Consider the following 26,059-nt stretch of genomic DNA (forward strand, 5'->3'; position numbering starts at 1 on the left):
CTCGCCGGTGTGCCCGCCGTTGCCCTGGTCGGCCGCCGGCCCGGACTAGGGTTCGCGACCGCGCGGCGTTTCGGGTCCGCAGGTCACCCCGTTGGCACTGGTCGCGCGGTCCGCAGCGCACAGCCGAGATGGCCGCCGGTTTGTCTCGTCACGGGATCAAGGCGCACGCGTTCCCCTCCGACGTGCTCGATCGCGCCCAGCTCATTACGGCTCTGCAGGGCGCTGACGACACCCTTGGTCCCATCGAGATCCTTCAGTACAGGCCGATGGCCAACCGTCCAGGTATCGCGCGAGCACATCTGTGGCTTTTCGTCGAGTATTCGTATCGGATGGAGGCTGACGGACGTAGACGTCCGGCGGAGATCGTCGGCATCACGGAAGCACTCGAGCACCTGGTACTGACGCTGGCTGAATGGCTCTTGGACGTCGCCCGAAGAGTCCGCCGTCCAGCCGCAGCGCTCGCTGTGGCCAGTCTTGGTCCGGGTGAGCAGGTGACACTTGCTCTGCGGGGCATATCGCCGACAGTGTCGGTGAGTTTGACGAGACGACTCTTGCCGGGTGACGGTGTCGGGTGCTGCCCGGATCTGGCCACTGCCCCACCATGGCTTGGCCAGGGCCATGCCCGACCGGGTACGGCGCTTTAGGGGCGGAAGCCCGCTTCGCCGATGCGATGCCCGTGCGCAGCTGGAACTCGGTGGCGGCGTGCCAGAAGATCTCGAGCGCGCCAAGGCACGCTGCTCGGCGGATAGAGGAGGCGGCAAACGCGAGCTCCGCCGCCGTGACCAATCGATGGGCGAAGACGACGGCCAGTGACAGGGTTCCGCCGCTGTCCCTGCGAGCCAAACCGTTGTCATCGGTCGGTTCCGGACGCGGGGAACTTCTCCATAGTGATCGTGCCGGCGAGCCGTTCCACGGCGATCTCGACAGCGCAACGCTGCACGGTGCGACAACTGTCCCGGCGGATTGCCCGTTTAGCTGTCGGAATCCTTGAGTCGTCCGATTGATTCCTGGCGTAAGCCTACGAACTGGACCAGAGTGCCGAGGGCAGGGATGAGGCTGGCGAGGGACCACAGGGCTAGCCCGCCCGCGGTGGTGCCTGCGATGCCTGCGATCCACGCGGGTTGTATCTGGGCCATCGCGCCCCAGACGATCAGCATCGCGACCGCGAGCACGCCGATTAGGGTCGTGCTGAGGAACGGGGTGAGGTACCGCTCCGTCGCGATGCCGAGCTTGTTGAGCTTTCGGAGGAATTCTGTGTCCAGTCCGGCTGCTTGGATTGCCATGCCGGCGATGACTCCGCCGATCACGACGCCTGCGAGTGCAGCGCCGATGGCGACGNCTTTCGCTTTGTCTGAGGCACCGAGCGCGATCCAACAGCCGCCTCCGCCGCCGAGGAGAATCGCGACCCATTCGCCCCACCACATCTCACGCGGTCCGAACCTCGCGTATTGCCAGAAGGTCCGCGCGGCCGCGTTGCCCTCCCACCTGACCGGTCGTCCGTCCGGCTGCACTGCTGGGGGAGTCACGGGGCTGAATCCAGACGGCTGATCAAAGCCGCCAGTACGCGCACTACCAACGTGGCCAGTGCGGCGCGCCCGGTAGTGAGGCGTTCTTCGTCCGGCATCTCGCGCGTGTCGATCTCCTCGGCGTCGCCGTCCTCGGTCTCGCCTCGTGCGCGGACTTGCACGTGCCCGTTGGCGAGGTCGGGGCTGATCGACTCGATCAGTTCATCGTCGATCTCGAGACTCGACCGCTTCGTCGCGCGCAGAGTCCTTTCTTCCTCGTCCGCGTTATACGCGGCCAGCAACTTTCGATGTTCGGTGAGGTCGACGCCGGGATTCGTGCGCTTGATCCAGAGCGTCAGCTCGCTGATGACACGATGGGCAGCCAACCACTCCGTGACGCGAGTGCCGGAAGAAACGAAGTCCAGGTCGTAAAGGCCGGCGAACTCACGGCTTTGTCCCCATTGGCCCACTACTGCGCGGACGACCGCTTCCGCCTCGGCTCGTGCGTCGCCGACTGACATGCGCTCCGGCGGGCTGAGCGCGAACCAGCGGTTTCGGGTGTCGATCGCGATGATGGGGCCTTCGTCGTCATCGCTGCTCCGGCGGAAGGTCAGCAGCTGGAATCGATCGGCGAGCCAGCCGTAGTCGCCGTCGGGGAGGTCTGACAGCCTGAAGATGCTGAGATACCACGGATCGTCGGGATTGCCGGCGTCGTCTGCGACGACCGAGGCGAGCTGTCCTTTCTCCAGCCGCTCCTCGAAGAGCCGGATCAAGAACAGATACCGGGAGTATGCCCGCTCTCCCAAGGGTTCCGCGCCGCGGACGTTGATCCGTCCGAACGCGATGCGCTCATATGACGCGCCGGTTGGCGTTTCCTGTACCACGTCGTACTGAGTCGTCATCGACGTCCCTCTCGTCGTAGTCGCTTGCTCGACGCCGTGCATCGTCAGGTGCTCGTGTCTGGCGGAGTCGAGGTCGCTTCGACGTCGCTCAGCGTTACAACCAGGAGGTTCGTGTTCGTGCCGGTCGAGTTTGGCCTGGGGCCCTCCGCTCGGGCTCGGAGGGCCCCAGGTGTGGCTGTGCTGGTGGTGCTCCGCGGGCGTTACTGCGGTCCAATTGCGGCTAGCGGATATGGCTCGCCCGTCAGGGCAACGAGCGCGGCCGCGACTTCCTCGATGGTCGCGCTGACATAGGTCAGTGTGTTGCCCGTTCGGCCGCTGGTTTGGACGTGGCCCGCGTAAGCAGCGGCCACGGCGTAGCCGAAGTTGCGTTCGACCCACGTGAGCGTCGTGTACCGGAGCCAGTGCGAGGTGACTCCCAGCGTCGAAACCCAGGGAAGGATGCGGCCGATTCGCTTCCAGATCTGGTCGTAGTAGGTGATCGGAATCGGCCTTCCGTTGCGATGGCGGAGCAATTGTGCGGTCCTGTCGTGGTCCGGGGCCCGGTAGCGCTCGTGGGCCAAGAGCGCGTCCATCAGGCTCGGCGATACTGGCTGGGCGCGCACGGGATNCAGGCTCGGCGATACTGGCTGGTCGCGCACGGTATTTCCCTTCTCTCTCAAGCCGACGGTGAGTTGTTTGGTATCGAGGTCGCAGGGGCGCAAGGCTTTCGAGCCGCCTCGCCGGCACGCGGTTTCGATATGCAGCCGGATGATCAGGGCGGTCAATGCCGGGTCGATGCCGGTCGTGGCGGCGACCTCGTTGATCTCGGAAAGCTGTGCCGTTGTCAGCGGCCGTCGAGTGCTTTTCTGTTTTGCTGGTCGACGCAGTTCTCGTGTCGGGTTGTTGCCTTGGGGAATCAAGTGATCGGCAACAGCGCACCGGTAGAGGAATTTGATCGCATCGATGAAGTTCGCTCGTGCGCCGAGGCCGTCCCGTGAGTTGGGGCGAAGCGCCGATCGTTCCTGCACTTCGATCGAGAGATTCATGATTTCCGACGCAGTCGGCTCGTCGATGAGCCGAGTGGGCCACTCGTCTTTTGCGACGTCCGGTAGACGGCCCACATTTCCCGGGAACTGGCTGAGGCGGCTTTCAGAACCTTCGGCACGTATTGCGTGAAATTCGGCATTTCCCTTGGTCTGTAGCCGAGGTCGGCGAGGTCCTTCGGCGAGACACCCATGGTCGCCAAGAGCGCTTTTGCGGCTGCGACGATGTCGACGAACTGTCGGTCCCAGTCATGCCAGCCCCTCGGGGAAGAAGCGCTGATGCGTTTCGGCAAGGAGCTGTTCGACGAGCGGCATGGGATAGATCAGGAGGAGATCCGCGGAACGGCTGGCGGCCAGCAGCAGCGGGTCGCCGGTGCGTATTTCGCACCGCGACCGCAACCCGGCAGGCACCTTCACGCGGGGTCCGCCGATTACGGCGAAAGGCCCCTCGGGGTCTCGGCGGACGACTACCGCCGTGTCATCGCGCGACGGACAGCCTCGTGCCCGCACTCCAATCGAGCGTGTGCAGGAGCCTTCGCTCGGCGAGGCGCCCGGATCGGTCGATCCGGGCCATCGTGTAACTCCACGCGGCTTCGGGAAGACGAGCATGGATCGTGGGCAGAGCCGCCGGCGACGGCGCAGAGGCTTTGCCCGAGCCGGTCAGGCGTGCCGTCGCGGGCGGGAACAGCGGAGCGGGTCGTGGCTCAGGCATCCGACCACCTGCGAGCCTGGCCTCGGCAGCCAGCGGCGTTCGTCAGGTGCGCCCTGACGGACTTTGTCGAATACGCAGGGTTCGATAAGCAACTACTCCGTGTGTTGTGACGGTCGAGGCAGCGGCTCGAGGTCGCGTGGGGATGTATCACCGATATTCTGCGGTAAGCGGCCGCTTTGTGGGGAATCCGGCGATACATCCAGCAAGCGGGGACGCCACACCGGCGTCGTCGAAGCTTCGATCTGCGTCGCCAAGCGGCATCGCGACCGCGGTACCGGGAATGCCCTGCTGCGCAAGCAAGTCATGGCCACCACCAATGCCAGCCTATGGGTCCTGCAACCCTCGATCTTCACCGAGGGCCGCGTCAGTCTCACGCTGCACCGCTCCGCTAGCGACTGCTGTCGGCGCCCGCTAAAGGATTGCCCAACGCGCGTTCACCTGGCATGACACTCTCCTCATGGAATGCCGCAGCTCCATCGGTTGTCCGGAACACTGCCGCACACGCGCGGAACCGCTCACGTCGGGCGGGGACACAACCCGCGCACATCATGTGACACCGGTTGCCGTGGAGTCAGGCGCTCATTTGGCACGCCATGTGGCAAGCAGCGCGATTCAGAGAGCGTCCCCGACCCGGATTTTCCTGGCGGCTTCGTGGGCCCGTTCGGCGGCGGCACTGGCTCCGTACCTCCGGGCCATCTGTGCGGTAGTCCACCCGTTCAGCAGCATCAGGTCTCCTTCACTGCCGCCGGACTTGAGGAAGGTGTGCGACTGGAAGTGCCGCCCGAGGTGCGCGTGGAGATTGCGGCCGAGCACGCCGCGTGCGTCGGCTTCGTTGCCTCGTCGTCGGAGCATGATCTTGATGCCGTTCGGTGAGAGCGGCGTGCTTCGACGGTGGTCGCTGAGCCACAGTCTGGTGGTTGCATCGGCGTAGGGATGGCGCGCACGGACGCGGAGGTAGCGGCCGAGGGCTTTGCCCGTGGCGGCGCTGAAAGGCAGCGCGCGCCATTTCCCGCCTTTGCCGAGGACGTTCACGACGCGACGAGACAGGTCGAGGTCCCGTTCCAGGTCGATGTTGGCGATTTCGGAGAGCCGGCCTCCGGTGTCCCAGATCAGCCGGATGATTGCTTCGTCTCGGCGGCTGTGGAAGTCGCGGCCTTGGCAGTTCCGGAGCACCTGCTTGATGAATTCCACCGGGGTGATAGGAATCGGCTGGTCCGGGATGTGCGGCGGTTTCATGCGAGCCATCGGGTGGTGCTCGATCTCCTCCTCGGCTACAAGCCAGTGGAACCACGCGCTCAACGCCCGGTAATTGTTGTTCGCATTGCCAGGACTGGTCGTGGCAATGCGATAGGCGATCCACCGTTTGACGTGGTTCGGCTCGTAGTCTTCAGGCTCGGCCGGCTCGGGCGGAACAGAGGCCAGCCACGCCTCGGGGTCGTCGGCTTCCGGCGGTGCGACCGGGTCGGCGAGCCAGATGTGGAAGAAGCGCACGGAGTCGCAGTAGCCGCGGATCGTGCGGGAGCTCTTGTTCTCGGCCTCGAGTGACATGGCCCACTCGTCGATCAACGCCTGCCAGGCCGGCGGAGCGGGCTTCAGGGCTCGGGTGCGCATGTGAAAATCCTCAAATAGGAGTGTCACTGAGCGCTGTGCTAGCTCCCGGACCGCGTCCGGCGGCACGAAAAAGGGGCTGAACCCGCAGGTCCAGCCCCTATCTGTCGGGATGACAGGATTTGAACCTGCGACCCTCCGCTCCCAAAGCGGATGCGCTACCAAGCTGCGCCACATCCCGGCACCCCCGAAGCCCTGGTCTCCGGAGCCGCTCAAGGCCTCCGGAACCCCGGTACCCGGGGGGTGTACGACCCACCCTAGCGGGCACGCTAAGCTTGCTTCGCTCCCGGGTCACCGAGGGCGCTGCGGGTGTAGCTCAATGGTAGAGCCCTAGTCTTCCAAACTAGCTACGCGGGTTCGATTCCCGTCACCCGCTCCAACGCTTCCACCTCCGACGAGGACGACGCCGCATCCGCCTCCAGGCGGGCGGCGATCACGTCCAGCAGGAGGTCGGTGTCCACCGGCTTCGTGATGTAGTCGTCGGCCCCGGATGCCAGGGTTCGTTCGCGGTCTTCCTCCGTCGCTTTCGCTGTGACGGCGATCACGGGCAGGTCTTCGTGGGCCGCTTCGGCTCGGATGGCTGCGATGGTGGCGTTGCCGTCCAGTTCCGGCATCATCACGTCCATCAGCACCAGCGCGGTGTCCTCGTGGCGCTCCAGGGCCCGGATTCCGGCCACGCCGGTGTCGGCGTAGATGACTTCCAGGCCCTCCTGTTCCAGGACCGCTGCGAGGGCGAAGACGTTGCGCAGGTCGTCGTCGACGATGAGGACCTTCTCGCCGTTGAAGCGTTTCGGGGCGCTGTTCGGCTCTGCCACGGTGATGGTGCTCGGCAGGACCGGCAGCTTCGGGGTGGGCCGCACGGGGGTCGTGGGGGCGATCAGGTTCGCGGCGCCGACCGGCAGGTACAGCGTGAAGGTGCTGCCTCGGCCGGGGACGCTGCTGACGCGCAGTTCGCCGCTCAGGAGTTCCGTGAGCTGCTGGCTGATCGACAGGCCAAGGCCGGTGCCGCCGTATTTGCGGCTCGTCGTTCCGTCCGCCTGGCGGAAGGCGTCGAAGATGACTTCCAGCTTCTCCTCGGGAATGCCGATGCCGGTGTCCTCGACGCCGAACGCGATGATCCCGGCCGCCGAGCGCAGGGACTCCTGTTCGACTTCCTCGGGGTCGGCCATCCGGATGTGCAGGCGTACGCCGCCCTCGTCGGTGAACTTCGCGGCGTTCGACAAGAGGTTCCGGAGCACCTGTTGCAAGCGGTGCTCGTCGGTGTGCACGCTGCCCGGGACCGGCGGGTCGATCAGGACGGCGAACTCCAGGCCCTTGTCCGCGGTCAGCGGGCGGCACAGGGATTCGACGTAGTTCACCAGCTCCGGCAGCGTCACGTCGGACATCTGCAGGTCCAGCTTGCCCGCCTCGACCTTCGCCAGGTCGAGGATGTCGTTGATCAGCTGCTGCAGGTCGCTGCCCGCCGCCCAGATCGTCTTCGCGAACTGGATCTGCTTCTCGGTGAGGTTGCCCTCCGGGTTCTCCGACAGCAGTTTCGCCAGGATCAGCGCGCTGTTGAGCGGAGTTCGCAGCTCGTGCGACATGTTCGCCATGAATTCGTTCTTGTACTGCGACGCGACCGTCAGCTGCCCGGCCCGTTCCTCCAGCTCCTGGCGAGCCTGCTCGATTTCGATGTTCTTGACCTCGATGTCGCGGTTCTGCTGAGCCAGCAGCGCCGCCTTCTCGGCCAGTTCGGTGTTCGACCGGCGCAGTTCGCCCTGCTGGGCCTGCAACTGCTCGGACCGCGCGCGCAGTTCCTGGGCCAGCCGCTGCGATTCGGTCAGCAGGGCCTCGGTGCGCGAGTTCGACAGGATCGTGTTCACGTTGACGCCGATGGTGTGCCGCAGCTGCTCCAGCAGGTCGAGGTGCACCGCGGAGAACTCGTTGACCGACGCCAGTTCCAGCACGCCGAGCACCTCGCCCTGGAACAGCACCGGCAGCACGATCACGTTCACCGGCGGGGCCGAGCCGAGCCCGGACGACACCAGCGCGTACTCCGGGGGAGCGCCGTTGACCAGTATCGTCCGGCGGTCCACGGCGGCCTGGCCGATCAGCGATTCGCCGAGCCGGAACCGCAGGCCGGTGCGGGCCTGGGCGAGGCCGTAGGCGGCGATGCAGTCGAGCAGCTTGTCCGGGTCGCCGGCGTCCTCGTCGTCGTGCGCGATGAAGAACGCGCCCTGCTGCGCGCTCACCAGCGGGGCCAGCTCGGACAGGATCAGCGTCGCCACCGAAGCGAGGTCGCGGTGGCCCTGCATCCGGCCGGACAGCCGCGCCAGGTTCGTCTTCAGCCAGTCCTGTTCGCGGTTCGCGGAGGTGGTCTCCTTGAGGTTCGCGATCATCTGGTTGATGTTGTCCTTGAGGTCCGCCAGCTCGCCGGACGCGTCCACGGTGATGTGCCGGGTCAGATCGCCCGCGGTCACCGCGGTCGCGACCTGGCCGATCGCGCGGACCTGCGTGGTCAGGTTGCCCGCCAGCTGGTTCACGCTCTCGGTCAGCCGCTTCCAGGTGCCGGACACGCCTTCGACCTCGGCCTGACCGCCCAGCTTGCCTTCGGTGCCGACCTCGCGGGCAACCCGGGTGACCTCCGCGGCGAACGCGGACAGCTGGTCGACCATCGTGTTCATCGTGGTCTTGAGTTCCAGGATCTCGCCCCGGGCGTCGACGTCGATCTTGCGCGACAGGTCGCCGCGCGCCACCGCCGTGGTGACCTGCGAGATGTTCCGCACCTGGCTGGTCAGGTTGTGCGCCATGAAGTTGACGTTCTCGGTCAGGTCCTTCCACGTCCCGGCCACGCCGGGCACCCGCGCCTGACCGCCGAGGATGCCTTCCGTGCCGACCTCGCGCGCGACCCGCGTCACCTCGTCGGCGAACGCGCGCAGCGTCTCGACCATGTCGTTCAGCGTCCCGGCCAGCGCCGCGACCTCGCCCGCCGCGTCGATGGAGATTTTCTTCGACAGGTCGCCGTTCGCCACCGCGCTCGCCATCGTGGCGATGCTCCGGACCTGCACGGTCAGGTTGTCGGCCATGACGTTCACGTTGTCGGTGAGGTCTTTCCAGATCCCCGCGACGCCGGGGACGCGCGCCTGGCCGCCCAGCCGTCCTTCGGTGCCGACCTCGCGCGCGACGCGGGTGACCTCGTCCGCGAAGGCGGACAGCTGGTCGACCATCGTGTTCAGGATGTTCTTGAGCTCCAGGATCTCGCCGCGCGCGTCGACGGTGATCTTCTGCGCCAGGTCGCCGCGCGCCACGGCGGAGGTGACCTGGGAAATGTTCCGCACCTGGTCGGTGAGGTTGTTGGCCATGAAGTTGACGTTGTCGGTGAGGTCCTTCCAGGTCCCCGCCACGCCCGGCACGGTCGCCTGACCGCCGAGTTTCCCTTCCGTGCCCACCTCTCGCGACACTCGGGTGACCTCGTCGGCGAAGGACGAGAGCTGGTCGACCATCGTGTTGATCGTGTTCTTGAGTTCGAGGATTTCGCCCCGCGCGTCGACGTTGATCTTCTGCGTCAGGTCGCCGCGAGCCACCGCGGTGGTGACNCTCGGGTGACCTCGTCGGCGAAGGACGAGAGCTGGTCGACCATCGTGTTCAGCGTCGTCTTCAGCTCAAGGATCTCGCCGCGCGCGTCGACCGCGATCTTCTTCGTCAGGTCGCCTCGCGCCACCGCGGTCGCGACCTGCGCGATGTTGCGGACCTGCGCGGTGAGGTTGTTGGCCATGAAGTTCACCGAGCCGGTCAGATCGCGCCAGATGCCGGCGACCCCGGGCACGGTGGCCTGGCCGCCCAGCTGCCCTTCGGTGCCGACCTCGCGGGCGACCCGGGTGACTTCGTCGGCGAAGGACGAGAGCTGGTCGACCATCGTGTTCATCGTGGTCTTGAGTTCGAGGATCTCGCCGCGCGCGTCGACGGTGATCTTCTGCGTCAGATCGCCCTTCGCGACCGCGGTGGTCACGTGCGAGATGTTGCGGACCTGGTCGGTCAGGTTGTCGGCCATCTGGTTGACCGAGTCGGTCAGGCCGCGCCACGTGCCGGCCGCGCCGGGGACCTCCGCCTGCCCGCCGAGGCGGCCCTCGCTGCCGACCTCGCGGGCGACCCGGGTGACCTCGTCGGCGAAGGACGAGAGCTGGTCGACCATCGTGTTCAGCGTCGTCTTCAGCTGCAGGATCTCGCCCCGCGCGTCGACGTCGATCTTCTTCGTCAGATCGCCCGCCGCGACCGCCGTGGCGACCTGCGAGATGTTGCGGACCTGGTCGGTCAGGTTGTCCGCCATCAGGTTCACCGAGTCGGTGAGGTCGCGCCAGGTGCCTGCCACGCCCGGCACGCGTGCTTGGCCGCCCAGCCGTCCTTCGGAACCGACTTCGCGCGACACCCGGGTGACCTCGTCGGCGAAGGACGAGAGCTGGTCGACCATCGTGNGCGAGCCACCGCGGTGGTGACCGAGGCGATGTTCCGGACCTGCTCGGTGAGGTTGTCGGCGAGGAAGTTGACCGAGTCGGTGAGGTCGCGCCACGTCCCGGCGACGCCGGGGACTTCGGCCTGACCGCCGAGGCGGCCCTCTCCGGCGATCTCCCGGGAGAGCCGGATCACTTCGGCGGCGAACCGCGACAGCTGCGCGTTGAGGCCGTTCACGGTCTTCGCCAGCTCGGCGTACTGCCCGCGCAGCGGGCGGCCGTCCAGCTGCAGCGCCATCGGCTGCGACAGATCGCCCTCGGCGACCGCGCCCAGCACCCGGTCCAGCTCCACGACCGGGCGGCTGACGTCCTCGATCAGCCCGTTGACCGTTTCGACCGCCGTGGCCCAGCCGCCGGGGCCGACCTCGGTGTGCACGCGCTCGGTGAGCTTGCCCTCCTGGCCGACCGCGCCGCGCACGCGCATGAGTTCGGTCACCAGCCGCTGGTTGCGCTCGGCGATGTCGTTGAACGCCGACGCGAGCCGGGCGGTGATCCCGTCGCCGTGCGCCACGAAGCGCCGCCGGAAGTTGCCGTCCCCGAGGTCGTGCACCGCGGCGAGCAGCCGCTCCAGCGCCGCGACCTCGTTGGCCGGGACGGAATCCGGGTCATGGGCCCCGGAGTTCCGGGGGCTCCCGGAAGCCTGGGGAGTCTCTGTCATCTCTGCCGACCTTCCCACCACGCGTGTGCCAGCCATGGTCGTCGACCCAGCCTGCCACGGTTCGCCCTACACTTCGACCCAGTCCGCCCGCACACACTGTGCCAACCTGGAAGGACCAGGACCGTCAGGTCGACCCGGAGGCAGGAGGTTCGTGCATGGTGTCACGGCCCGCTCCGGCGTCGGCCCTGCCACCCGGCGCCGAGCTGCCCGGGCACGCCGGTTTCTGGCGCTCGGTGCTCGACGACGTCCGGGAGCCGGTGTTCCTCCAGGATTCCGAAGGCGTCCTGCGCTGGGCCAACGCGGCCGCCGAACGGCTCGGCCCGGCCGAGCTCGTTAGCGTGACCGAGACCACCGGCAAGGTCGGCCACCGGCCGGCCAAGGTCCGCGCGCTGCCCGGCGGCTGGCGCGCCTGGACCGTGGTCGACGACGGCCGCCGCCGTCCGGAAGAGTTCCTCGCCGAGGCCGGTCCGAAACTGGCGCTCGCGCGCGGACGGCACGGCACGGCGCGGGTGATCGCCGAGCTGGCGGCGTCCGCTCTGGGCGATTGCGCCTTCGTGCTGCTGCCGACGACCCGCGGCCGCTGGGAATGGTGGAGCTGCACCGAGCACGGCGCGGCGGGCCACGGCCGGATCCGGCGGGTGCCGGCGCAGCTGGCACCGGTGGTGTCCGACGCGGTCGCCGACGTCGCCCGGCCCGAGGTCCGCGCGGTGCCCGCGACCGAGGTCGCGGCGTTGCCCGCGGCGGTCGCCGAACCGTTCGAGGGGCACCTTGAGGTGTCGGTGGTCTCGTTCGGTTCCGGCATGGCGGGCGCGGTGCTGCTCGGCAGGCGCGGCGAGCCCGCTTTCGGCCTGTCGCAAGGAGAGGCCGTCGAGGCGTTCGCGGACGCGGCCGGCACGGCGCTGGCGAACGCGCAGCGCTACGCCCGCCAGGAGGAAGCCACGCGCGGGCTGGAATCGACGTTGCTGCCGACGCCGCCCGCGCAGGTCGACGGCGCGAATTTCGAGCTGTGGTACGAGCCCGCGGGCGGCGTGCTGGGCGTCGGCGGCGATTTCTACGACGTCCTTTCCCGCGACGACGGCAGCGCGTTCGTGGTCGTCGGCGACATCTGCGGCAAAGGCGCCGAGGCCGCCGCGCTGACCGGGCGGGTGCGGCATTCGCTGGCCGCGCTGCATCTGGTCGAACGCGACGGCCGGACGATGCTGCGGCTGCTCAACGAACTCCTGATCTCCGGCGGCAGCAACCGGTTCGCGACGCTCGTGCTCGGTTCGATCGCCGCCGCGGAGTCCGGGCTCGACGTCACCCTCGCCTCCGGCGGCCATCCCGCCCCGCTCGTGCTGCGGCGCGGGGGAGGGGTCGAGGAGATCAGCGTGCCCGGCACGCTGGTCGGCGTTTCGCCCCAGGCGCGCTTCGCCGAGGCGACGACGCACCTGGACGACGGCGACGTCTGCCTGCTCTACACCGACGGCGTCACCGAAGCCCGCAACCGCACGGAATCCACCGAACTGTTCGGCGACGAACGGCTCTACGCGGTGCTGGAGGACTGCGTCGGGCAACCGGCGCGGGAAGTCGTGCGCCGGTTGCGCGACGAGGTGCGGGAATGGCTCGGCAATTCCGGCCACGACGACATCGCGGTGCTGGCGATCGAGGCCGCGCCGCGCGCGGAGTAAGCCGGAATTTTCTTGCCCGGCCCCGGAAGCTACTTCCCGGGCCGGACTTCCGGCTCCGGTTCGGGCGCTGGCGCCGGAACGGTCTCGGCGTCGCGTTCCGGCTCGGCCGCGCTGGCGGTTTCCGGGCGCTCGAAGTGTTCCCGGCACTGCCGCCCGAACCGGCGTGCGTGTGCGGTCATCGCCTTCCCCCTCCCCGCCTCGCCACCAGGATCGCGCGCCGGGACGGAGTTCGCCACCGAATTGCGCCGCGTCAGCCGGCCGGGTGGTCCGGTCTGTCTAATGTGGAGGCCTGCCGCGCGGCGGCCCGTTGCCCGGAGCACGGGGCTTTTTCGGGTGTCCCGGCGGCTTTTTCGGCGGTTTCCGGTCCGGACGGTTCGCTTTGCCCGGGGGCGCGGTGACGGTGCGGGTCGTCGTGCTGGGCGGGGGAGCCGTGGTGTGCGCGGGCCCCCTCCCCGAACGGACCGGCGGATGCCAGGGAGCCGGGTCCGGTGAATCGGCCGCGGCGGAAGAAGGCGGCGAAACCGGAGCCGGCCCGGGGACGGGCGCGGACTCGGTGCCCGGCCGCAGCGGAGCCGTGAGCAGAAGCGTCCCCGCGGCGACCAGCGCCACCGGCAGACCCGCGGCGAGCACCGCGCGCCGCCGTGAGACCCGGTGGCGGCGGCCGAAGACCGCCAGCCGCGTTTTGAGCGGAAGCCGCAACGTTTCCGTGCCGCGCAACGCACGCGCCACAGCGGCCGCGGAGGGTCTTTCTTCCGGATTGCGCATGGTCATCGCGCGCAGAGTTCTCGCCAGCGGTTCCGGCGCGTCCGACGGCACTCGCGGTGCCCGATGCAGCCGCACCACCGCGGTTTCCGCTGCCGTGCCCGGGTATTCGCGGACGCCGGTCAGGCATTCCAGGAGGACGAGCCCGAGCGCGTACACGTCGGAAGCCGGGCCCGGGTGCTCGCCGAGCACCTGCTCCGGGGAGAGGTAGGCCGCCGTCCCGACGACCGCGCCGGTGTCGGTCACGCGGGTCGCGTCGACGATGCGCGCGACGCCGAAGTCGGCGATCCGCGGGCCCTCGCCGGACATGAGGATGTTGGCGGGCTTGAGATCGCGGTGGGTCACCTCGTGCGCGTGGACGTGGGCGAGCGCCTCGGCCAGCTGTGCGCCCAGTTCGACGACCTGGTCGGCGGGCAGCGGCCCGGAGCGCAGCCATTCGGACAGGTTGGGCCCGTGCACGCAGTCCATGACGAGGTAGGCGTACCCCTCGTCGACCCCGGCGTCGACGAACCCGACCAATCCCGGATGCCGCACCGCGCGCAGTGCCGCGATCTCCTGGTCCCGGCGGTTGCGGCCCAGTTCGACCGCCCCGGCGTGGAACAGCTTGACCGCGACCGCGGCTCCGGTTTCGCGGTCCTCGGCGCGATGCACGCAGGCTGTCGCGCCTTCGCCGATCCGCTCGCCCACCTCGTACCGGCCGGCCAGGACCGGTGGCACGGGCCCATGCCGGCCCAGCGCGAATCGTCTCGCGGTCGTGCCCGCGTCCGAATCGCCGGTGCCGGTCATCTGCCGATCGCCTTTCCCCCGAGTAGCGGGACAACTTACTCGCCGGCGGGCGAGCGCAAAAGCGGAGCCGGTCGGTTTCGCGAGTACAGTGGCGGCTGGGTACTACCGGCGCGCGCAATACTTGCAGTGGCATTGAGCCGCGCTCATGCTGCCCGGGGCCGCGGCCGCCCGCAACCGGGGCCGTCTGGAGGAGGTGCACCATGTCGGTGTCGGACGACGCCGTCGAGGCGCGCGCGCAAGGCTGGCGGACGCTGGCGGCGCTGCACGCGCGGATCGAAGACCGGCTGAACCGCGCGCTGGAAAGCGAGCACGAGCTGTCGGTGAGCGAGTACACCGTGCTCGACGTGCTCGGCCGCCAGGACGGCTTCCACCTGCGGATGAGCCAGCTGGCCAACGCGGTGGTGCTGAGCCAGTCGGCGACGACCCGGCTGGTCACGCGGCTGGAAGAGCGCGGCTTGCTGTCGCGCTACCTGTGCCAGGACGATCGGCGTGGCATCTACACCGAGGTCACGCCGTCCGGGCAGAAGCTGCTGGCCGCCGCCCGCCCGACGCACGACACGGCGCTCTCCGCCGCGCTCGCCGAGGCGGAGGAGCTGCCGGAGCTGGCCCCCTTGGTCACCGCGCTGGGGTCGCTCACCTTCGCTGCCAAGTGACGTGAGGGAAACCCTGCGGGAATCTGGTTCCCGCAGGGTTCCCTTCACCGACGGTCAGGGCCGCAGGCGGTGCAGGTCCCGGGGGAAGAGCGTCGCCCCGCGCACGTTCGCCACGCCGAGTACGCGCGCGACCCAGCGCTCCAGCCCGATCGCGAACCCGCCGTGCGGCGGCATGCCGTACGCGAACGCGTCGAGGTAGTCCGAGTACTGCCCGGCCGCCTCGCCGAGCACGGCAAGGTAGTCCGCGTGCCGATGGAGCCGCTGGCCGCCGGTCACCAGTTCCAGGCCGCGGAAAAGCAGGTCGAAACTGTTCGACCGGACCGGGTTCGCCGGGTCCGGATGGGTGTAGAACGGCCGTTTCGCCATCGGGTATCCGGTGACGAACAGGAATTCCGACCCGTGCTCCCGCGCGGCCCATTCGCACAGCCACCGTTCGTGCGCGGGCGCGAGGTCCGGTTCGCCGCGCGGGTCCTCGCCGGTGTTCCGGGCCAGAAGTTCTTGCGCCGCGGCGAAATCGATCGACGGGATTTCTGCCGGCACCGCTGGCGCGTCCGGCCCGGCCGCAGCGGCCATCTCCGCTACGACGTCGCGCAGCACGGCCATCACGTCACGGTGGTCGGCGATGAAGCCCAGTTCCGCGTCGAGACTCGTGTACTGAGCCAGATGCCGTGCGGTGTCATGCGGTTCAGCCCGGAAGACCGGCCCCGCCTCATACACCCGCTCGAACACCCCGACCATGGCCTGCTTGAAAAACTGCGGCGACTGCGCGAGGTAAGCGGGACGGCCGAAGTAGTCGAGCTGGAACACATTCGCCCCGGATTCCGTCGCGGTGGCAACGATCTTAGGCGTATGGATCTCAGTGAATCCCTGCCTGTCCAACACTCGCCGAAACGCCGCGACACTGGCCGCGGCTACCTCGAATCGCCGCCGCAGCACCGGATGCCGCAACGCGACCGCGGCATTGTCCAGCACCACCGGCAAACCAGCGGCCGCTTCAGGCCGGTAAAGAGCAAACGGCGGCCGCTTTTCCGGCGCGGACAGCACTTCTATGGCGGGTTCCCACAGCTCGGCTCCTTGCGGGGCCTGCGGATTGGCGACCACCTGCCCGGTGAGCCGCACAACGGTCTCCTCGGCGACCTCCGGCGGCTCGGCGAACACCGCCTGCGCGGTGCCGGACCGGTCGCGAACGACCAGGAACGCCACGGATTTCAGCACGCGCCGGCGGTGCACCCAGCCGGCGATCGTCACGGTGGAGCCCACGCGGTCACGCAGGCAGGCCACCGGGGTGCGGGTACTCATTCCTTCTCCTGAGCGCACTCGGCGACCCCTTGGGGGTGCGGGCGAGAAGGGACACTCGCGGTGCCACCGCACCTTCGCCGCCGGAGGGGCGGCCTCGTTCTGGCCGGATGACGGCGGCCGGGCCGGCGGGGCATTTCCTCCCCGCACTCGGGAGTGTCTTCGCGCTGGGCCGCGACGCTGCCTTCGCACCGGCGGCAGCTCTCTGTCCCTCGCGGTGCCCTGCGCTACTTGTCTCCGTCAACGTGTTGCCCGCAACGGTAAAACACCGCCGCCGCCCGCGTCGCCTGATTTACTGATCCGGCCACGAGCAGGCCGACCTCGTCCGGCACGTAACTGCTGCTGCGAAGCCATTGGGCCGTGGCTGTGGTCGGATCAGAAACGATCGGCTCAGTGCCGCACGCCCAGCAGATGCTCCAGCGCCAGCTGGTTGAGCCGGGTGAAATGGTACCCGCGCCGACCGGCCGCCTCGACGTCGAACTCGTCGGCGGCCAGATCGTCCAGGGTTTCGCCCTCGGACAGCGTCGGCGTGGCCAGCTCCGGCACCCGCGACGCGGCGAGCGCTTCGGCGACTTCCGGATCGGCACGGAACGCGCGGGCTTTCTCGCGCAGGATCAGGTAGGTGCGCATGTTCGCCGCCGCGGAAACCCAGACGTCCTCGGGATCCTCGGTGCGCAGCGGTTTGTAGTCGAAGTGCCGCGGGCCGTCGTAGCCGCCGTGTTCCAGGAGGTCGACGAGGAAGAACGCGCTGGTGAGATCGCCGTGCCCGAAGATCAGGTCCTGGTCGTACTTCGGGCCGTGCTGGCCGTTGAGGTCGAGGTGGAACAGCTTGCCCTGCCACAGCGCCTGCGCGATGCCGTGCACGAAGTTGAGCCCGGCCATCTGCTCGTGGCCGACCTCCGGATTCAGCCCGAACAACTCGGGCCGCTCCAGGTGGGAGATGAACCCGAGCGCGTGGCCGATCGTCGGCAGGAGGATGTCGCCGCGCGGTTCGTTCGGCTTCGGCTCCAGCGCGAACCGCAGGTCGTAGCCCTGCGAAACGGCGTAGTCGGCGAGGACGTCGAGACCTTCCTTGTACCGGGCGAGCGCGGCGCGGACGTCTTTCGCCGCATCGGATTCCGCGCCTTCGCGACCGCCCCACAGGACGTAGGTCTGCGCGCCGAGTTCCGCGGCGAGGTCGAGATTGCGCCGGACCTTGGTCAGCGCATACCGCCGGATGTCGCGGTCGTTGCTGGTCAGGCCGCCGTCCTTGAAGACGGGATGGCTGAACAGGTTCGTCGTCGCCATCGGGACGCGCAGGCCGGTTTCCGCCAGCGCTCGCTGGAACCTGGCGATCGCGGTGTCGCGGTCCGGTTCGGTGGCGAGCAGATCGTCGTCGTGGAAGGTCACGCCGTATGCGCCAAGGCCGGCCAGCCGGTGCACGCTCTCGACCGGGTCGAGCGGCGGCCGGGTGGCGACGCCGAACGGGTCGGCCGCGGGCCAGCCGACGGTCCACAATCCGAACGAGAATTTGTCCTCCGGCGCGGGGGCGTAGTCGGCCATGCCCGTCCCTTCATTTAGTTCATGTTGTAGACTAAATACTGCGCTACGGTCGTCCCGGCCGTCAAGAGCGGAGGTGTGGATGGAACCGGTCCGGCACGACGCGATGCGGGCGCGGAACCTCGAACTGGTGCTCGGCGAGATCAGCCGCGGCGGCCCGCTGACCCGCGCCGCGCTGGCGGAGCTGACCGGGCTGACCAAGTCGACCGTGTCCACTTTGGTCGGCTCGCTGCTGGAGGCGGGCTTCCTGTCCGAGACCGCCGCCGTGCGGGCGGGGGAGCGCGGCCGGCCCGGGGTCGAGGTTTCGCTGAGCGGCGCGCGGATGGCTTCGCTGGGGCTTGAGGCCAATGTGGACTATCTCGCCGCGTGCGTACTGGACTTGACCGGCGCGGTCCGCCGGTCGGTCCGCGTCGAGCGGGACAACCGCGGCGTGCCGGCGGAAACTGTGCTGAAGGCGGTGCGGGAGCTGGCTTCCGCGGAGTTGGCGCAGGCGCGCGAGCTGGGTTTGACGGTCGCTGGCGCGGTGCTCGCGGTGTCCGGCCCGGTGCGGGACGGCGTGGTGCTGAGCGCGCCGAACCTCGGTTGGCGGAACGTTCCGGTCGAGTTGGAGCTGCCGGTCCCGGTTTCGGTGGACAACGAGGCGAATCTCGGTGCACTGGGCGAGCTGTGGTTCGGTGCCGGGACGGCGGATTTCCTTTACGTGTCAGGCGAGATCGGCATCGGCGCGGGGCTGGTCGTGGACTCGCGGCTGTTCCGCGGCACCGGCGGCGAGCTGGGCCACGTCCTGGTGTCCCCGTCCGGATCGTCCTGTCGCTGCGGTGCGGCCGGTTGCCTGGAGACCTACGCCGGGCAGGAAGCGATGCTGACCGCGGCCGGAGTATCCACAGTGGACGCGCTGTCTGCTGCCTTGACGACGGGCGACGACGCGGCGTTGTCGGCCGTCTCGGCGGCAGGGGAGGCGTTGGGGCTGGCGCTGGCGTCGGCGGTCAATCTGGTGGATGTGGACCGGGTGGTGCTCGGCGGCGTGTTCGGGCCGCTGTTTCCCTGGCTGGCTCCCGCCGCGGAGGCCGTGCTGCGGACGCGCTTGACCGGCCTCCGCGGTTCGGTGCCGGTGCTGAGCCCGTCCGCACTCGGCGAATCCGCCGCGACACTGGGCGCCGCGGGCCGCACCATCCACGGCGTTGTGGCCGATCCGGGACCGTTTCTCGCCCGCTAGCCCAGGTTCTCGGCCAGCAGAGCCACGACGTCGCGCCAGGCCCGCTCGGCCTGCACCGGCTGATAGCCGACGCCGGGGAGGAGCCGCTGCTCTGGGCCGACCGGCGGGTGGTGGAAAGCGTGCTGGGCGCCGCCGTAGACGGTGAGCCGCCAGTCGACGCCCGCCGCCTGCATCTCGGCGGCGAACGCGTCCCGTTGCGCGGGCGGCATGATCGGGTCCTCCGAGCCGACGCCCGCCCACACCGGGCAGCGGATGTTCGCGGCCTCGCCCGGACGGCCGGTGACCAGTCCGTTGACCGTGCCGATCGCGCGCAGCTCGACGCCCGCGCGGCCGAGTTCCAGCACGATCGCGCCGCCGGTGCCGTAGCCGATTCCGGCGATCCGGCTCGCCCGGGGCGCGGGAAGCGGGGGCNCCGTAGCCGATTCCGGCGATCCGGCTCGGGTCGGTCCGCGGTTCGGCGAGCAGGACGTCGAGCGCCGCGTGGCCGATGTCGCGCATCCGGTCCGGGTCGTCGAGCAGCGGCAGGCAGCGGGCCAGCATCTCGTCGGGATCGGTGAACCAGCGGCCGCCGTGGATGTCGAACGCGAGTGCCGCGTAGCCCAGTTCGGCCAGCGCGTCGGCCCGTGCGCGTTGAAAGTCGTTGAGGCCGGTGCCCTCGGGCCCGATCAGGACTGCGGGCCGAGGGCCGGTGCCTGCGGGGAGCGCGAGGCGTCCGACCATGGTGAGGCCGTCTGCCGGGTACTCGACGGTGCGCGTCGTGACGGTCTCCATGAGAACCCACCGTAGTGAGCACCGAGACCCGGCGGGGTGCTGTTCACCGTCGGCGGACACGTCCATTCAGGTGACCCTCTCGCAGCGCTCCGGGAAACATGTTAGGAAAGCTTCCTAACTAAAGGAGGATCCGGATGCGCAAGACGATGGTGCTCACCGCGGCCGTGCTCGCAGTGGCCGGGGCGGTGCCCGCGGTCGCGACGGCGGGAGACAGTCCCTCGGCGGCCTCCGGCGGCTGGCATCCGAAGGCGCGCAACATCGTCTACATCCAGGGCGACGGCATGGGCGCGGCGCAGCGGGAGTTCGTCCGGCTCGCGACGACCGGCCGCACCGGCGACCTGGTCATGAACCGGCTCCCGGTCACCGGCATGGTGCACACCGACCCCGGCGACCCGGGCGAACTCGTCACCGACTCGGCCGCGGCGGCGACCGCGCTGGCCACCGGGCACAAGACGCGCAATGGCGCGGTCGGCCAGGACGCACAGGGCCGTCGCCTGCTGACGGTGCTTGAACAGGCGAAACGCGCTGGGAAGTCGACTGGCCTGGTCACCACCGCGCAGGTCACCGGCGCGTCGCCGGCCGCGTTCGCCTCCCACGTGCCTTCGCGGGATCTGCAGAGCGACATCGCGCAGCAGTACATCACCGAAAGCCGTCCGGAAGTTCTCCTCGGCGGCGGCGAAGACTGGTGGCTGCCGAAGGGCGATCCGGGCGCGTGGCCGGACAAGCCGGGAGAGGAAAGCCGCAGCACGCACGGCAACCTCATCGAGCAGGCGAAGCGCTCCGGCTACACCTACGTGCGGAACGCCGGCGAGCTCGCCGCGACTCGCGCGCCGCGGCTGCTCGGACTGTTCGCGAACGAGGACATGGTCGACTACGGCCCGGATGGCAAGGGCGCGTACCAGCCGAAGGTCGCGCTGCCGGTGATGGCGAAGAAGGCGCTCGACACGCTTTCCGCCAACCCGCGCGGCTTCTTCCTGTTCCTGGAAGAAGAAGGCATCGACGGAATGTCCCACGAAAACAACGCGCACGGCGTCCTCGACGCGGGCCGGGCACTCGACGCGGCTGTCGCCGAGGTGCTTCGCTTCACCCGCTCGCATCCGGACACCCTGGTGATCGTCGGCGGCGACCACGAGACCGGCGGACTGGCCATTGAGGACACTGACGGTGCTCCCGAGGGCGATGAGGACGGTCCGTTTCCCGTTCCCGGCACCAAACTTTCGCTGACCGTCGACTGGACGACCGGCGACCACAGCGGGGTGCCGACCCCGGTCACCGCGACCGGCCCCGGCGCGGACCGCCTCGACGGGACGGTGGACAACACCGACGTCTACCGCGCGATGGTCTCCGCCGCCCGCCTATGATGCTCGTGAGCCCCCGATCGCGGGCCAGCCCTTGGCGAACGACGTGTACGTGCGACGGCCGAAGAGCAACCCGTCAGCCACTCCGGCGCCCGCTGGACGAAGGCCTGGTCGAGATGCGGAACGAACCCGCGAACTGGTCGCTGGTGTCCACTGTGGACGACCCGGGCCCTTGGCCTGCCCCGTCGAGAGTGCCGAACGCGGTCATCGAGATCTGTGTCAGGCCCCGCTTTCCGCGACCCGGGCGAGCTGAGCCGTGACCGTGCCCCAGCCGTCAGCGAACCCGAGGCCGGCGTGCCGTTCCCGGGCCGCCGGGTCCCCGTGCCGGACGACGACACGGTAGTCCGTGCCGTCCGGATGGTCCCGAAGGAGCACCTCCGCCGTCATCGCGACCGGCAGCGGGTTCGCCGGCCGCCACGCCCTGTCGAGCGCATTCGTGAAAACAATCCGCTCGCAGTCTTCCACGACGAGGAAACACGCGTCGAGATGCGGGACGAAGGTGTCGCCGTCCTCGCTCATCCGCGTGACGAACGCACCCCCAGCGCGCACGTCCAATTCCTCGACGCGGCACCGCAGCGGGGCGGGAATCCACCACCGGGCGAGGCTGGCCGGGTCGGTCCAGGCGTCCCAGACGCGCTTGCGGGGTGCGCGGATGACGCGGTCGAGGGCGAGATCCAGGTCGGGGTTCACGGCTGGTCCTCCTGGCTGGTGACGAACTGTTCGAGCCGGTCGGTGCGCCCGGCCCAGACGCGCCGCTGCTCGGCGAGCCAGTCCTCGACGAGCGCGAACCGGTCGCGGTTGAGGACGCACGTCCGCACCCGGCCGGACTTCTCGGTGCGGATCAGCCCGTGCGACTCAAGCATCCGCACGTGCTTCATGAAGGACGGCAACGTCATCGGCGCGTCGCCCGCCAGATCCCCGACGCTCGCCGGCCCCTGCCCGAGCCGCCGCACGACAGCTCGCCGGGTCGGATCGGCGAGGGCGGCGAAGACCCCGTCGAGCGTGGTCGAATACTGATCCATGAGGCTAAGTATTGCGGGCGGGAACGGTGAGCGCTAAGTGTTTCGAAGGCCGGCCTGACGGGCTGCGGCAGCCGGGGCAGGACGGCGCCTGGCTGCTGAAGCGGGACCCGCACTCGGCGCACAGTCGGAGTTCGAAGCGTTCCCGAGGCCCTATCGGCTGCCTGATGCGGCTTCCGCTGCGCGCCCGGACCAGGGCGGGCAACCGGTCCCGCCGCTCAAGCCGGTCGTGGCGCGGTAGCTGACGTGGAGACGACGTCGGTGCGCGGTAGCTGACGTGGAGACGACGTCGGTGCGCGGTAGCTGACGTGGAGACGACGTCGGTGCGTAAAGTCCAGCCTGCGCGAGGGGCCGGCCGGTCAACGGCCACCCGCCCGCATCCGCGAGCCAGGGTGATCCGCACCGACCCGCGCGGGTCGGCGAAAAGAAGCGGCAACCGAGGGAGTCGAACCCTGCGCGGCTTGTGAAGGCGGCGCTCCTGACCGGCCCTGACCCTTCGGCGGGCGACGGCTGCCATGCATTGCGAGTACCCGTTCCAACGCCCGCCCCAGCACGAGAATTCCCGCTTCACCCGAACGGGGCTGACTGGCAGGCTGGGCACATGGACGATCTTCTCCTCCGCCGCGTCCGGGTCGGGCTGCGGGGACCGCTCGCCGACGTTCGGGTGCGCGACGGTGTCGTGTCGGCTGTCGAGGAACCGGGCGCTGGAACCGGGTTCGCGGCCCGCGTGCTCGACGGACACGGCGGCACGCTCCTGCCTGGCCTGGTCGACGCGCACGCGCACCTCGTTCAGTGGGCCGGTTTCCGCAGGCGCATCCCGCTGGGCGGGGCGCGATCCGCGGTGGGCGCGGTCGAATTGCTGATGGAGAAGCTGCTCGACGCTCCGGCGGGGGAACTCGTCGTCGGCGCCGGGTTTCGGGACGGGCTCTGGCCGGATCGGCCGCACAAGGATCTGCTGCAGCGCGCGCTGCCGGGCCGCGCGGTGGCGCTGTTCAGCGCGGATCTGCATACGTTGTGGCTCAGCCCGGCCGCGTTGAAGCTGATCGGCCGCGAGCATCCGACCGGCGTCCTGCTGGAGAACGACTGCATGAGCGCCACGGCCGCGTTGCCGTCCGCGCCGGTCGAGGTCCAGGACGCTTGGATCGCCGATGCGTTGGCGGCCGCGGCGAAGCGGGGCGTGACGTCGGTGGTCGACTACGAATACGCGGACACGGTCGCGGATTGGACTCGGCGGGCGGCCGCGGCCAAACCAGCGACGAGGGTTTCCTGTGTGATCGCCCGGTACTTGCTGGACGAGACCATCCAAAGAGGACACCGGACCGGTGATGTTCTCGCCGCGGGCGAAGGGTTGCTCACGGTCGGCCCGTTCAAGCTGTTCGTCGACGGCTCGCTCAACACCCGCACCGCTTACTGCCACGATTCGTACCCGGGATCCGGCGAAAACGGGCTGCTGGAGCTGCCGCCGGAGGAATTGGTGCCGTTGCTGCGCCGCGCGCACGAACACGGGCTGATTCCGGCGGTGCACGCGATCGGCGACCACGCCAACACCATCGCGCTGGACGCGTTCGCCGAGGTCGGCTGCCCGGGCCGGATCGAGCACGCGCAGTTGCTGCGGCCCGAGGACGTGCCGAGGTTCTCCGCGCTCGGGCTGGTCGCGAGTGTGCAGCCCGCCCACCAGCCCGACGACCGCGACGTCGCCGACCGGCATTGGCACGGCCGCACCGATCGCGCGTACGCCTACCGCGCCCTGCTGGAATCCGGCGCCCGGCTGGAACTCGGCTCGGACGCGCCGGTCGCGCCGCTCGATCCGTGGGACGGGATCGCCGCCGCGGTCGGGCGGACCGACGACGAGCGGCCGCCATGGCATCCGGAGCAGGCCATCCCGCTCGCCGACGCGCTGGCCGCGTCCTCGGGCGGCCGCCGCGGCGTCCAGGTCGGCGACGTGGCCGACCTGGTGCTGACGGCGGCCGACCCGAGCGGACTGTCGGCAACGGAGCTTCGGGAAATGCCGGTGTCCGCGACGATCGTGGCGGGATGGCCGACGTACCTGGCGTAGTTCACTTTCCGTGCGGGTCCGCGGCGTTGAGCATCGCCACCACCTCGTGGTAGTCGCCGCGGGCCTCGCCGTGGCGGAGGAATTTGACGTTCTCGACCTGGATTTCGGTCGCGTCCGGCTGTGTTTCGAGCAACGTCATGACCTCGCTGACGAAGGCGTCCAGCGGCATCGCGAACTCGCTTTCCTCCTGGCCGGGCAGGAGCGCGGTGCGCACGGACGGCGGCTCCAGTTCGACGACCTTCACCGAGGTGTCGGCCAGCTGCAGCCGCAGCGATTCGCTGAGCAGGTGGATCGCGGCCTTGGACGCGTTGTAGCTCGGCGTCGCTTTCAGCGGCGCGAAGGCGAGGCCGGACGAAACGGTCAGGATGGTGGCGTCCGGACGGGTCTGCAGGTGCTCGACGAACGCGGCGATGAGCCGGATCGGGCCGAGGACGTTGGTGGTCAGGGTCGCTTCCGCGCTGTCCAAAAAGGACTCCGGGCGGTGCCAGTCCTCGACGCGCATGATGCCCGCCATCGGGACGAGCACGTTGAGATCCGGATGCTTCGCGAGCACCTCCTCGGCCGCGGTTTCGATGCTCGCCGGATCGGTGGTGTCGATCTGGACGGTGTCGAGACCGGGGTGGTCGGCGGCGATCCGCGCGAGCAGTTCGGTGCGTCGCCCGCCGACGATGACGGTGTTGCCCTTCGCCCGCAGTTCGAGGGCGAGAGCGAGGCCGATGCCGCTGGTCGAGCCGGGGATGAAGACGGTGTTTCCGGTGATGTCCATGCCACTGAGTTTCGGCCGCCCGGCGGCGCGGCGGCAGAGACCGCAGATCGGGGGACCGGCGATCCCTGGCTGGCGCGGCGGGCCGAGCCGATACTGGAGCCATGGATCGAGCTGAGCTGGCTGCCTTCCTCCGCAGCCGTCGCGAGGGATTGCGGCCCGAGGACGTCGGGCTGCCCGCGGGCGCGCGGCGGCGAGCGGCGGGACTGAGGCGGGAGGAGGTCGCGGCGCTGGCGGCGATGTCCACCGACTATTACACGCGGCTGGAGCAGCAACGCGGACCGCAGCCGAGCGAGCAGATGCTGGCCGCGCTGGCCAGGGCATTGCGGCTCACCGACGACGAGCGCGACTACCTGTTCCGCCTCGCCGGCCGCACCGCGCCGTCACCGATCGTCGCGGCGACGCACGTCGCGCCGGCGCTGTTGCGGGTCCTCGACCGGCTGTCCGACACGCCCGCGCTCATCCTGTCGAACCTCGGCGAGGTGCTGGTGCAGAACCGGTTCGCGGACGCGTTGTACGGCGACCGATCGCAGTACACCGGACTGGCGCGCAGCGAGATCTACCGGTGGTTCACCAACCCGGGCGAGCGGCTCGTCTACCCGGCGCACGACCGGGACCGGCAAAGCCGCGCGTTGGTGGCGAATCTGCGGGTGGTGCACGGGTCGATGGGCCCGCGTTCGCGGGCGGGCGAACTGGTGCGCGCGTTGACCCGGGAGAGCCCCGAGTTCACGCGGCTGTGGGAAGAACGCCAAGTGGCCAAACGGTTCGAGGACCACAAGGTGCTCGTGCATCCGCAGCTGGGCGAGATCGAGGTGGACTGCCAGGTGCTGTTCACCGAGGACCAGTCGCAGGCGTTGCTCGTGCTGACCGCGCCGCCGCGCAGCGAGGCGTTCGAGAAGATCCAGCTGCTCGGCGTGCTGGGGAACGAGCAGTTCGCCGGGTAGCTGAGGTGTCGTGAGTGTTTATGCCGGTGAGAACCGGGTGCCTGAGTTCAGGGCTTGTCTGACATATAGAACTGACGGAGATGCTTGACACCGGGGCTTCCTGACCATAGGAGTTGCTGGTGAGCGAGCCCCGACTGGACCGCCAGGCGCGCAGGCGCCTGGCGGTCTTGCGCCACGTCGAGGAAGTGTCCGGAAACGTGGCCATGACCTGCCGGTATTTCGGGATCAGCCGCCAGGCCTACTACACCTGGCTGCGCCGTTACGAGACCGAAGGCGTGGACGGGCCGCGCGAGCGGTCCACGCGTCCGCGGACCAGCCCGAACGCCACCCGGGCG

The 26,059-nt window shown here is 69.4% G+C and carries 21 protein-coding genes, 2 tRNA genes and 2 pseudogenes; 8 read left to right on the forward strand and 17 right to left on the reverse strand.

Annotation, left to right across the window (positions count from 1 at the left end):
• Positions 1-1,522 precede the first annotated feature (1,522 nt).
• The 5 genes from A4R44_RS29185 to A4R44_RS29200 all read right to left on the reverse strand — a co-directional run bounded on the left by A4R44_RS29185 (position 1,523) and on the right by A4R44_RS29200 (position 5,930).
• On the reverse strand, positions 1,523-2,407 hold the full coding sequence (locus A4R44_RS29185; protein ID WP_067587703.1) for a hypothetical protein: 885 nt from the start codon (positions 2,405-2,407) through the stop codon (positions 1,523-1,525).
• A 200-nt stretch (positions 2,408-2,607) separates the two neighbouring features.
• Entirely contained in the window at positions 2,608-3,432 is an 825-nt protein-coding gene (locus A4R44_RS29190) for a site-specific integrase (protein WP_095213692.1), read from the reverse strand.
• A 246-nt stretch (positions 3,433-3,678) separates the two neighbouring features.
• Positions 3,679-3,846: a hypothetical protein gene (locus tag A4R44_RS48350; protein ID WP_157905026.1), complete on the reverse strand. Its 168-nt coding sequence runs from the start codon at positions 3,844-3,846 to the stop codon at positions 3,679-3,681.
• A gap of 907 nt (positions 3,847-4,753) precedes the next feature.
• The gene (locus A4R44_RS29195; RefSeq protein ID WP_157905027.1) at positions 4,754-5,818 is read right to left on the reverse strand and encodes a tyrosine-type recombinase/integrase; all 1,065 of its coding nucleotides are present in this window, start codon (positions 5,816-5,818) and stop codon (positions 4,754-4,756) included.
• A gap of 38 nt (positions 5,819-5,856) precedes the next feature.
• Positions 5,857-5,930 (reverse strand) — tRNA-Pro (locus tag A4R44_RS29200).
• Positions 5,931-6,054: 124 nt separating this feature from the next.
• Here A4R44_RS29200 and A4R44_RS29205 point away from each other — a divergent pair.
• Positions 6,055-6,128 (forward strand) — tRNA-Gly (locus A4R44_RS29205).
• Here the strand turns inward: A4R44_RS29205 and A4R44_RS29210 are convergent.
• The 3 genes and pseudogenes from A4R44_RS29210 to A4R44_RS52645 form a co-directional block, all read right to left on the reverse strand.
• On the reverse strand, positions 6,097-9,312 hold the full coding sequence (locus A4R44_RS29210; protein WP_369805949.1) for a HAMP domain-containing protein: 3,216 nt from the start codon (positions 9,310-9,312) through the stop codon (positions 6,097-6,099). The two genes, A4R44_RS29205 and A4R44_RS29210, sit on opposite strands and share 32 nt — an antisense overlap.
• On the reverse strand, positions 9,294-10,196 hold the full coding sequence (locus A4R44_RS52640; protein ID WP_369805950.1) for a HAMP domain-containing protein: 903 nt from the start codon (positions 10,194-10,196) through the stop codon (positions 9,294-9,296). The genes A4R44_RS29210 and A4R44_RS52640 overlap by 19 nt, the downstream gene beginning before the upstream one ends.
• Before the next feature lie 5 nt (positions 10,197-10,201).
• Positions 10,202-10,807 (reverse strand): annotated as a pseudogene (locus A4R44_RS52645) (hybrid sensor histidine kinase/response regulator); the annotation flags it as partial.
• 242 nt (positions 10,808-11,049) lie between these two features.
• On the opposite strand from A4R44_RS52645, the gene A4R44_RS29215 reads away from it, so the two are divergent.
• Entirely contained in the window at positions 11,050-12,561 is a 1,512-nt protein-coding gene (locus tag A4R44_RS29215; protein WP_067587709.1) for a SpoIIE family protein phosphatase, read from the forward strand.
• 29 nt (positions 12,562-12,590) lie between these two features.
• Here A4R44_RS29215 and A4R44_RS48355 read toward each other — a convergent pair whose 3' ends face one another.
• Entirely contained in the window at positions 12,591-12,740 is a 150-nt protein-coding gene (locus tag A4R44_RS48355; protein ID WP_157905028.1) for a hypothetical protein, read from the reverse strand.
• Between the two features lie 97 nt (positions 12,741-12,837).
• Complete coding sequence (locus A4R44_RS29220; protein WP_095213684.1) at positions 12,838-14,109, reverse strand: serine/threonine-protein kinase; 1,272 nt, start codon at positions 14,107-14,109, stop codon at positions 12,838-12,840.
• Between the two features lie 200 nt (positions 14,110-14,309).
• Between A4R44_RS29220 and A4R44_RS29225 the strand changes: the two genes are divergently transcribed.
• Entirely contained in the window at positions 14,310-14,762 is a 453-nt protein-coding gene (locus tag A4R44_RS29225; RefSeq protein ID WP_067587712.1) for a MarR family winged helix-turn-helix transcriptional regulator, read from the forward strand.
• Between the two features lie 54 nt (positions 14,763-14,816).
• Here the strand turns inward: A4R44_RS29225 and aspS are convergent, their stop codons facing one another.
• Both aspS and xylA read right to left on the reverse strand, forming a co-directional pair.
• Entirely contained in the window at positions 14,817-16,061 is a 1,245-nt protein-coding gene (gene aspS, locus A4R44_RS29230; protein ID WP_067587715.1) for an aspartate--tRNA(Asn) ligase, read from the reverse strand.
• 387 nt (positions 16,062-16,448) lie between these two features.
• A complete protein-coding gene (gene xylA / locus A4R44_RS29235) occupies positions 16,449-17,600 on the reverse strand; it encodes a xylose isomerase (protein WP_067587718.1) in 1,152 nt (383 codons plus the stop codon).
• Positions 17,601-17,679: 79 nt separating this feature from the next.
• Here xylA and A4R44_RS29240 point away from each other — a divergent pair, with 79 nt between their 5' ends.
• Positions 17,680-18,813 (forward strand): ROK family transcriptional regulator, encoded by a 1,134-nt coding sequence (locus A4R44_RS29240; RefSeq protein ID WP_067587720.1) that lies wholly within the window; start codon positions 17,680-17,682, stop codon positions 18,811-18,813.
• Here A4R44_RS29240 and A4R44_RS50910 read toward each other — a convergent pair.
• Positions 18,810-19,157 carry a dienelactone hydrolase family protein gene (locus A4R44_RS50910; protein ID WP_232791827.1) on the reverse strand — a complete coding sequence of 116 codons (348 nt, stop codon included), beginning with the start codon at positions 19,155-19,157 and terminating at the stop codon, positions 18,810-18,812. The two genes, A4R44_RS29240 and A4R44_RS50910, sit on opposite strands and share 4 nt — an antisense overlap.
• Positions 19,158-19,287: 130 nt before the next feature.
• A pseudogene (locus A4R44_RS52650) lies at positions 19,288-19,650 on the reverse strand (dienelactone hydrolase family protein); the annotation flags it as partial.
• A gap of 68 nt (positions 19,651-19,718) precedes the next feature.
• Between A4R44_RS52650 and A4R44_RS29250 the strand changes: the two are divergent.
• The gene (locus A4R44_RS29250) at positions 19,719-20,945 is read left to right on the forward strand and encodes an alkaline phosphatase (protein ID WP_067587723.1); all 1,227 of its coding nucleotides are present in this window, start codon (positions 19,719-19,721) and stop codon (positions 20,943-20,945) included.
• 216 nt (positions 20,946-21,161) lie between these two features.
• On the opposite strand, the gene A4R44_RS29255 is transcribed toward A4R44_RS29250, so the two are convergent.
• Both A4R44_RS29255 and A4R44_RS29260 read right to left on the reverse strand, forming a co-directional pair.
• Positions 21,162-21,632 carry an SRPBCC domain-containing protein gene (locus A4R44_RS29255; protein WP_067587726.1) on the reverse strand — a complete coding sequence of 157 codons (471 nt, stop codon included), beginning with the start codon at positions 21,630-21,632 and terminating at the stop codon, positions 21,162-21,164.
• Positions 21,629-21,964, reverse strand: coding sequence for a helix-turn-helix transcriptional regulator (locus tag A4R44_RS29260; RefSeq protein WP_067587729.1), 336 nt, complete (start codon positions 21,962-21,964; stop codon positions 21,629-21,631). Before A4R44_RS29260 ends, A4R44_RS29255 begins: the two co-directional genes overlap by 4 nt.
• A 598-nt stretch (positions 21,965-22,562) precedes the next feature.
• Between A4R44_RS29260 and A4R44_RS29265 the strand changes: the two genes are divergently transcribed.
• On the forward strand, positions 22,563-24,017 hold the full coding sequence (locus tag A4R44_RS29265; protein ID WP_067587732.1) for an amidohydrolase: 1,455 nt from the start codon (positions 22,563-22,565) through the stop codon (positions 24,015-24,017).
• Between the two features lies 1 nt (position 24,018).
• On the opposite strand, the gene A4R44_RS29270 is transcribed toward A4R44_RS29265, so the two are convergent.
• The gene (locus A4R44_RS29270; protein WP_067587735.1) at positions 24,019-24,783 is read right to left on the reverse strand and encodes an SDR family oxidoreductase; all 765 of its coding nucleotides are present in this window, start codon (positions 24,781-24,783) and stop codon (positions 24,019-24,021) included.
• A gap of 101 nt (positions 24,784-24,884) precedes the next feature.
• Here A4R44_RS29270 and A4R44_RS29275 point away from each other — a divergent pair, with 101 nt between their 5' ends.
• Together A4R44_RS29275 and A4R44_RS29280 are read left to right on the forward strand one after the other, a co-directional pair.
• Positions 24,885-25,724: a helix-turn-helix domain-containing protein gene (locus A4R44_RS29275; protein ID WP_067587738.1), complete on the forward strand. Its 840-nt coding sequence runs from the start codon at positions 24,885-24,887 to the stop codon at positions 25,722-25,724.
• Positions 25,725-25,843: 119 nt separating this feature from the next.
• On the forward strand, positions 25,844-26,059 hold a 216-nt coding region (locus tag A4R44_RS29280; protein WP_198545474.1), incomplete at its 3' end, for a leucine zipper domain-containing protein.

The sequence above is a fragment of the Amycolatopsis sp. M39 genome (assembly GCF_001651785.1).
Classification (GTDB): Bacteria; Actinomycetota; Actinomycetes; order Mycobacteriales; family Pseudonocardiaceae; genus Amycolatopsis; species Amycolatopsis rubida.

What these genes read in the sequence shown, in the direction of transcription:
- A4R44_RS29270 (WP_067587735.1), bottom strand. Translation starts at nt 24,783, where the DNA reads ATGGACATCACCGGAAACACCGTCTTCATCCCCGGCTCGACCAGCGGC.
- A4R44_RS29225 (WP_067587712.1), top strand. Translation starts at nt 14,310, where the DNA reads ATGTCGGTGTCGGACGACGCCGTCGAGGCGCGCGCGCAAGGCTGGCGG.
- A4R44_RS29260 (WP_067587729.1), bottom strand. Translation starts at nt 21,964, where the DNA reads ATGGATCAGTATTCGACCACGCTCGACGGGGTCTTCGCCGCCCTCGCC.
- xylA (WP_067587718.1), bottom strand. Translation starts at nt 17,600, where the DNA reads ATGGCCGACTACGCCCCCGCGCCGGAGGACAAATTCTCGTTCGGATTG.
- A4R44_RS29220 (WP_095213684.1), bottom strand. Translation starts at nt 14,109, where the DNA reads ATGACCGGCACCGGCGATTCGGACGCGGGCACGACCGCGAGACGATTC.
- A4R44_RS29265 (WP_067587732.1), top strand. Translation starts at nt 22,563, where the DNA reads ATGGACGATCTTCTCCTCCGCCGCGTCCGGGTCGGGCTGCGGGGACCG.
- A4R44_RS29215 (WP_067587709.1), top strand. Translation starts at nt 11,050, where the DNA reads ATGGTGTCACGGCCCGCTCCGGCGTCGGCCCTGCCACCCGGCGCCGAG.
- aspS (WP_067587715.1), bottom strand. Translation starts at nt 16,061, where the DNA reads ATGAGTACCCGCACCCCGGTGGCCTGCCTGCGTGACCGCGTGGGCTCC.
- A4R44_RS29250 (WP_067587723.1), top strand. Translation starts at nt 19,719, where the DNA reads ATGCGCAAGACGATGGTGCTCACCGCGGCCGTGCTCGCAGTGGCCGGG.
- A4R44_RS29275 (WP_067587738.1), top strand. Translation starts at nt 24,885, where the DNA reads ATGGATCGAGCTGAGCTGGCTGCCTTCCTCCGCAGCCGTCGCGAGGGA.
- A4R44_RS29185 (WP_067587703.1), bottom strand. Translation starts at nt 2,407, where the DNA reads ATGACGACTCAGTACGACGTGGTACAGGAAACGCCAACCGGCGCGTCA.
- A4R44_RS29240 (WP_067587720.1), top strand. Translation starts at nt 17,680, where the DNA reads ATGGAACCGGTCCGGCACGACGCGATGCGGGCGCGGAACCTCGAACTG.
- A4R44_RS48355 (WP_157905028.1), bottom strand. Translation starts at nt 12,740, where the DNA reads ATGACCGCACACGCACGCCGGTTCGGGCGGCAGTGCCGGGAACACTTC.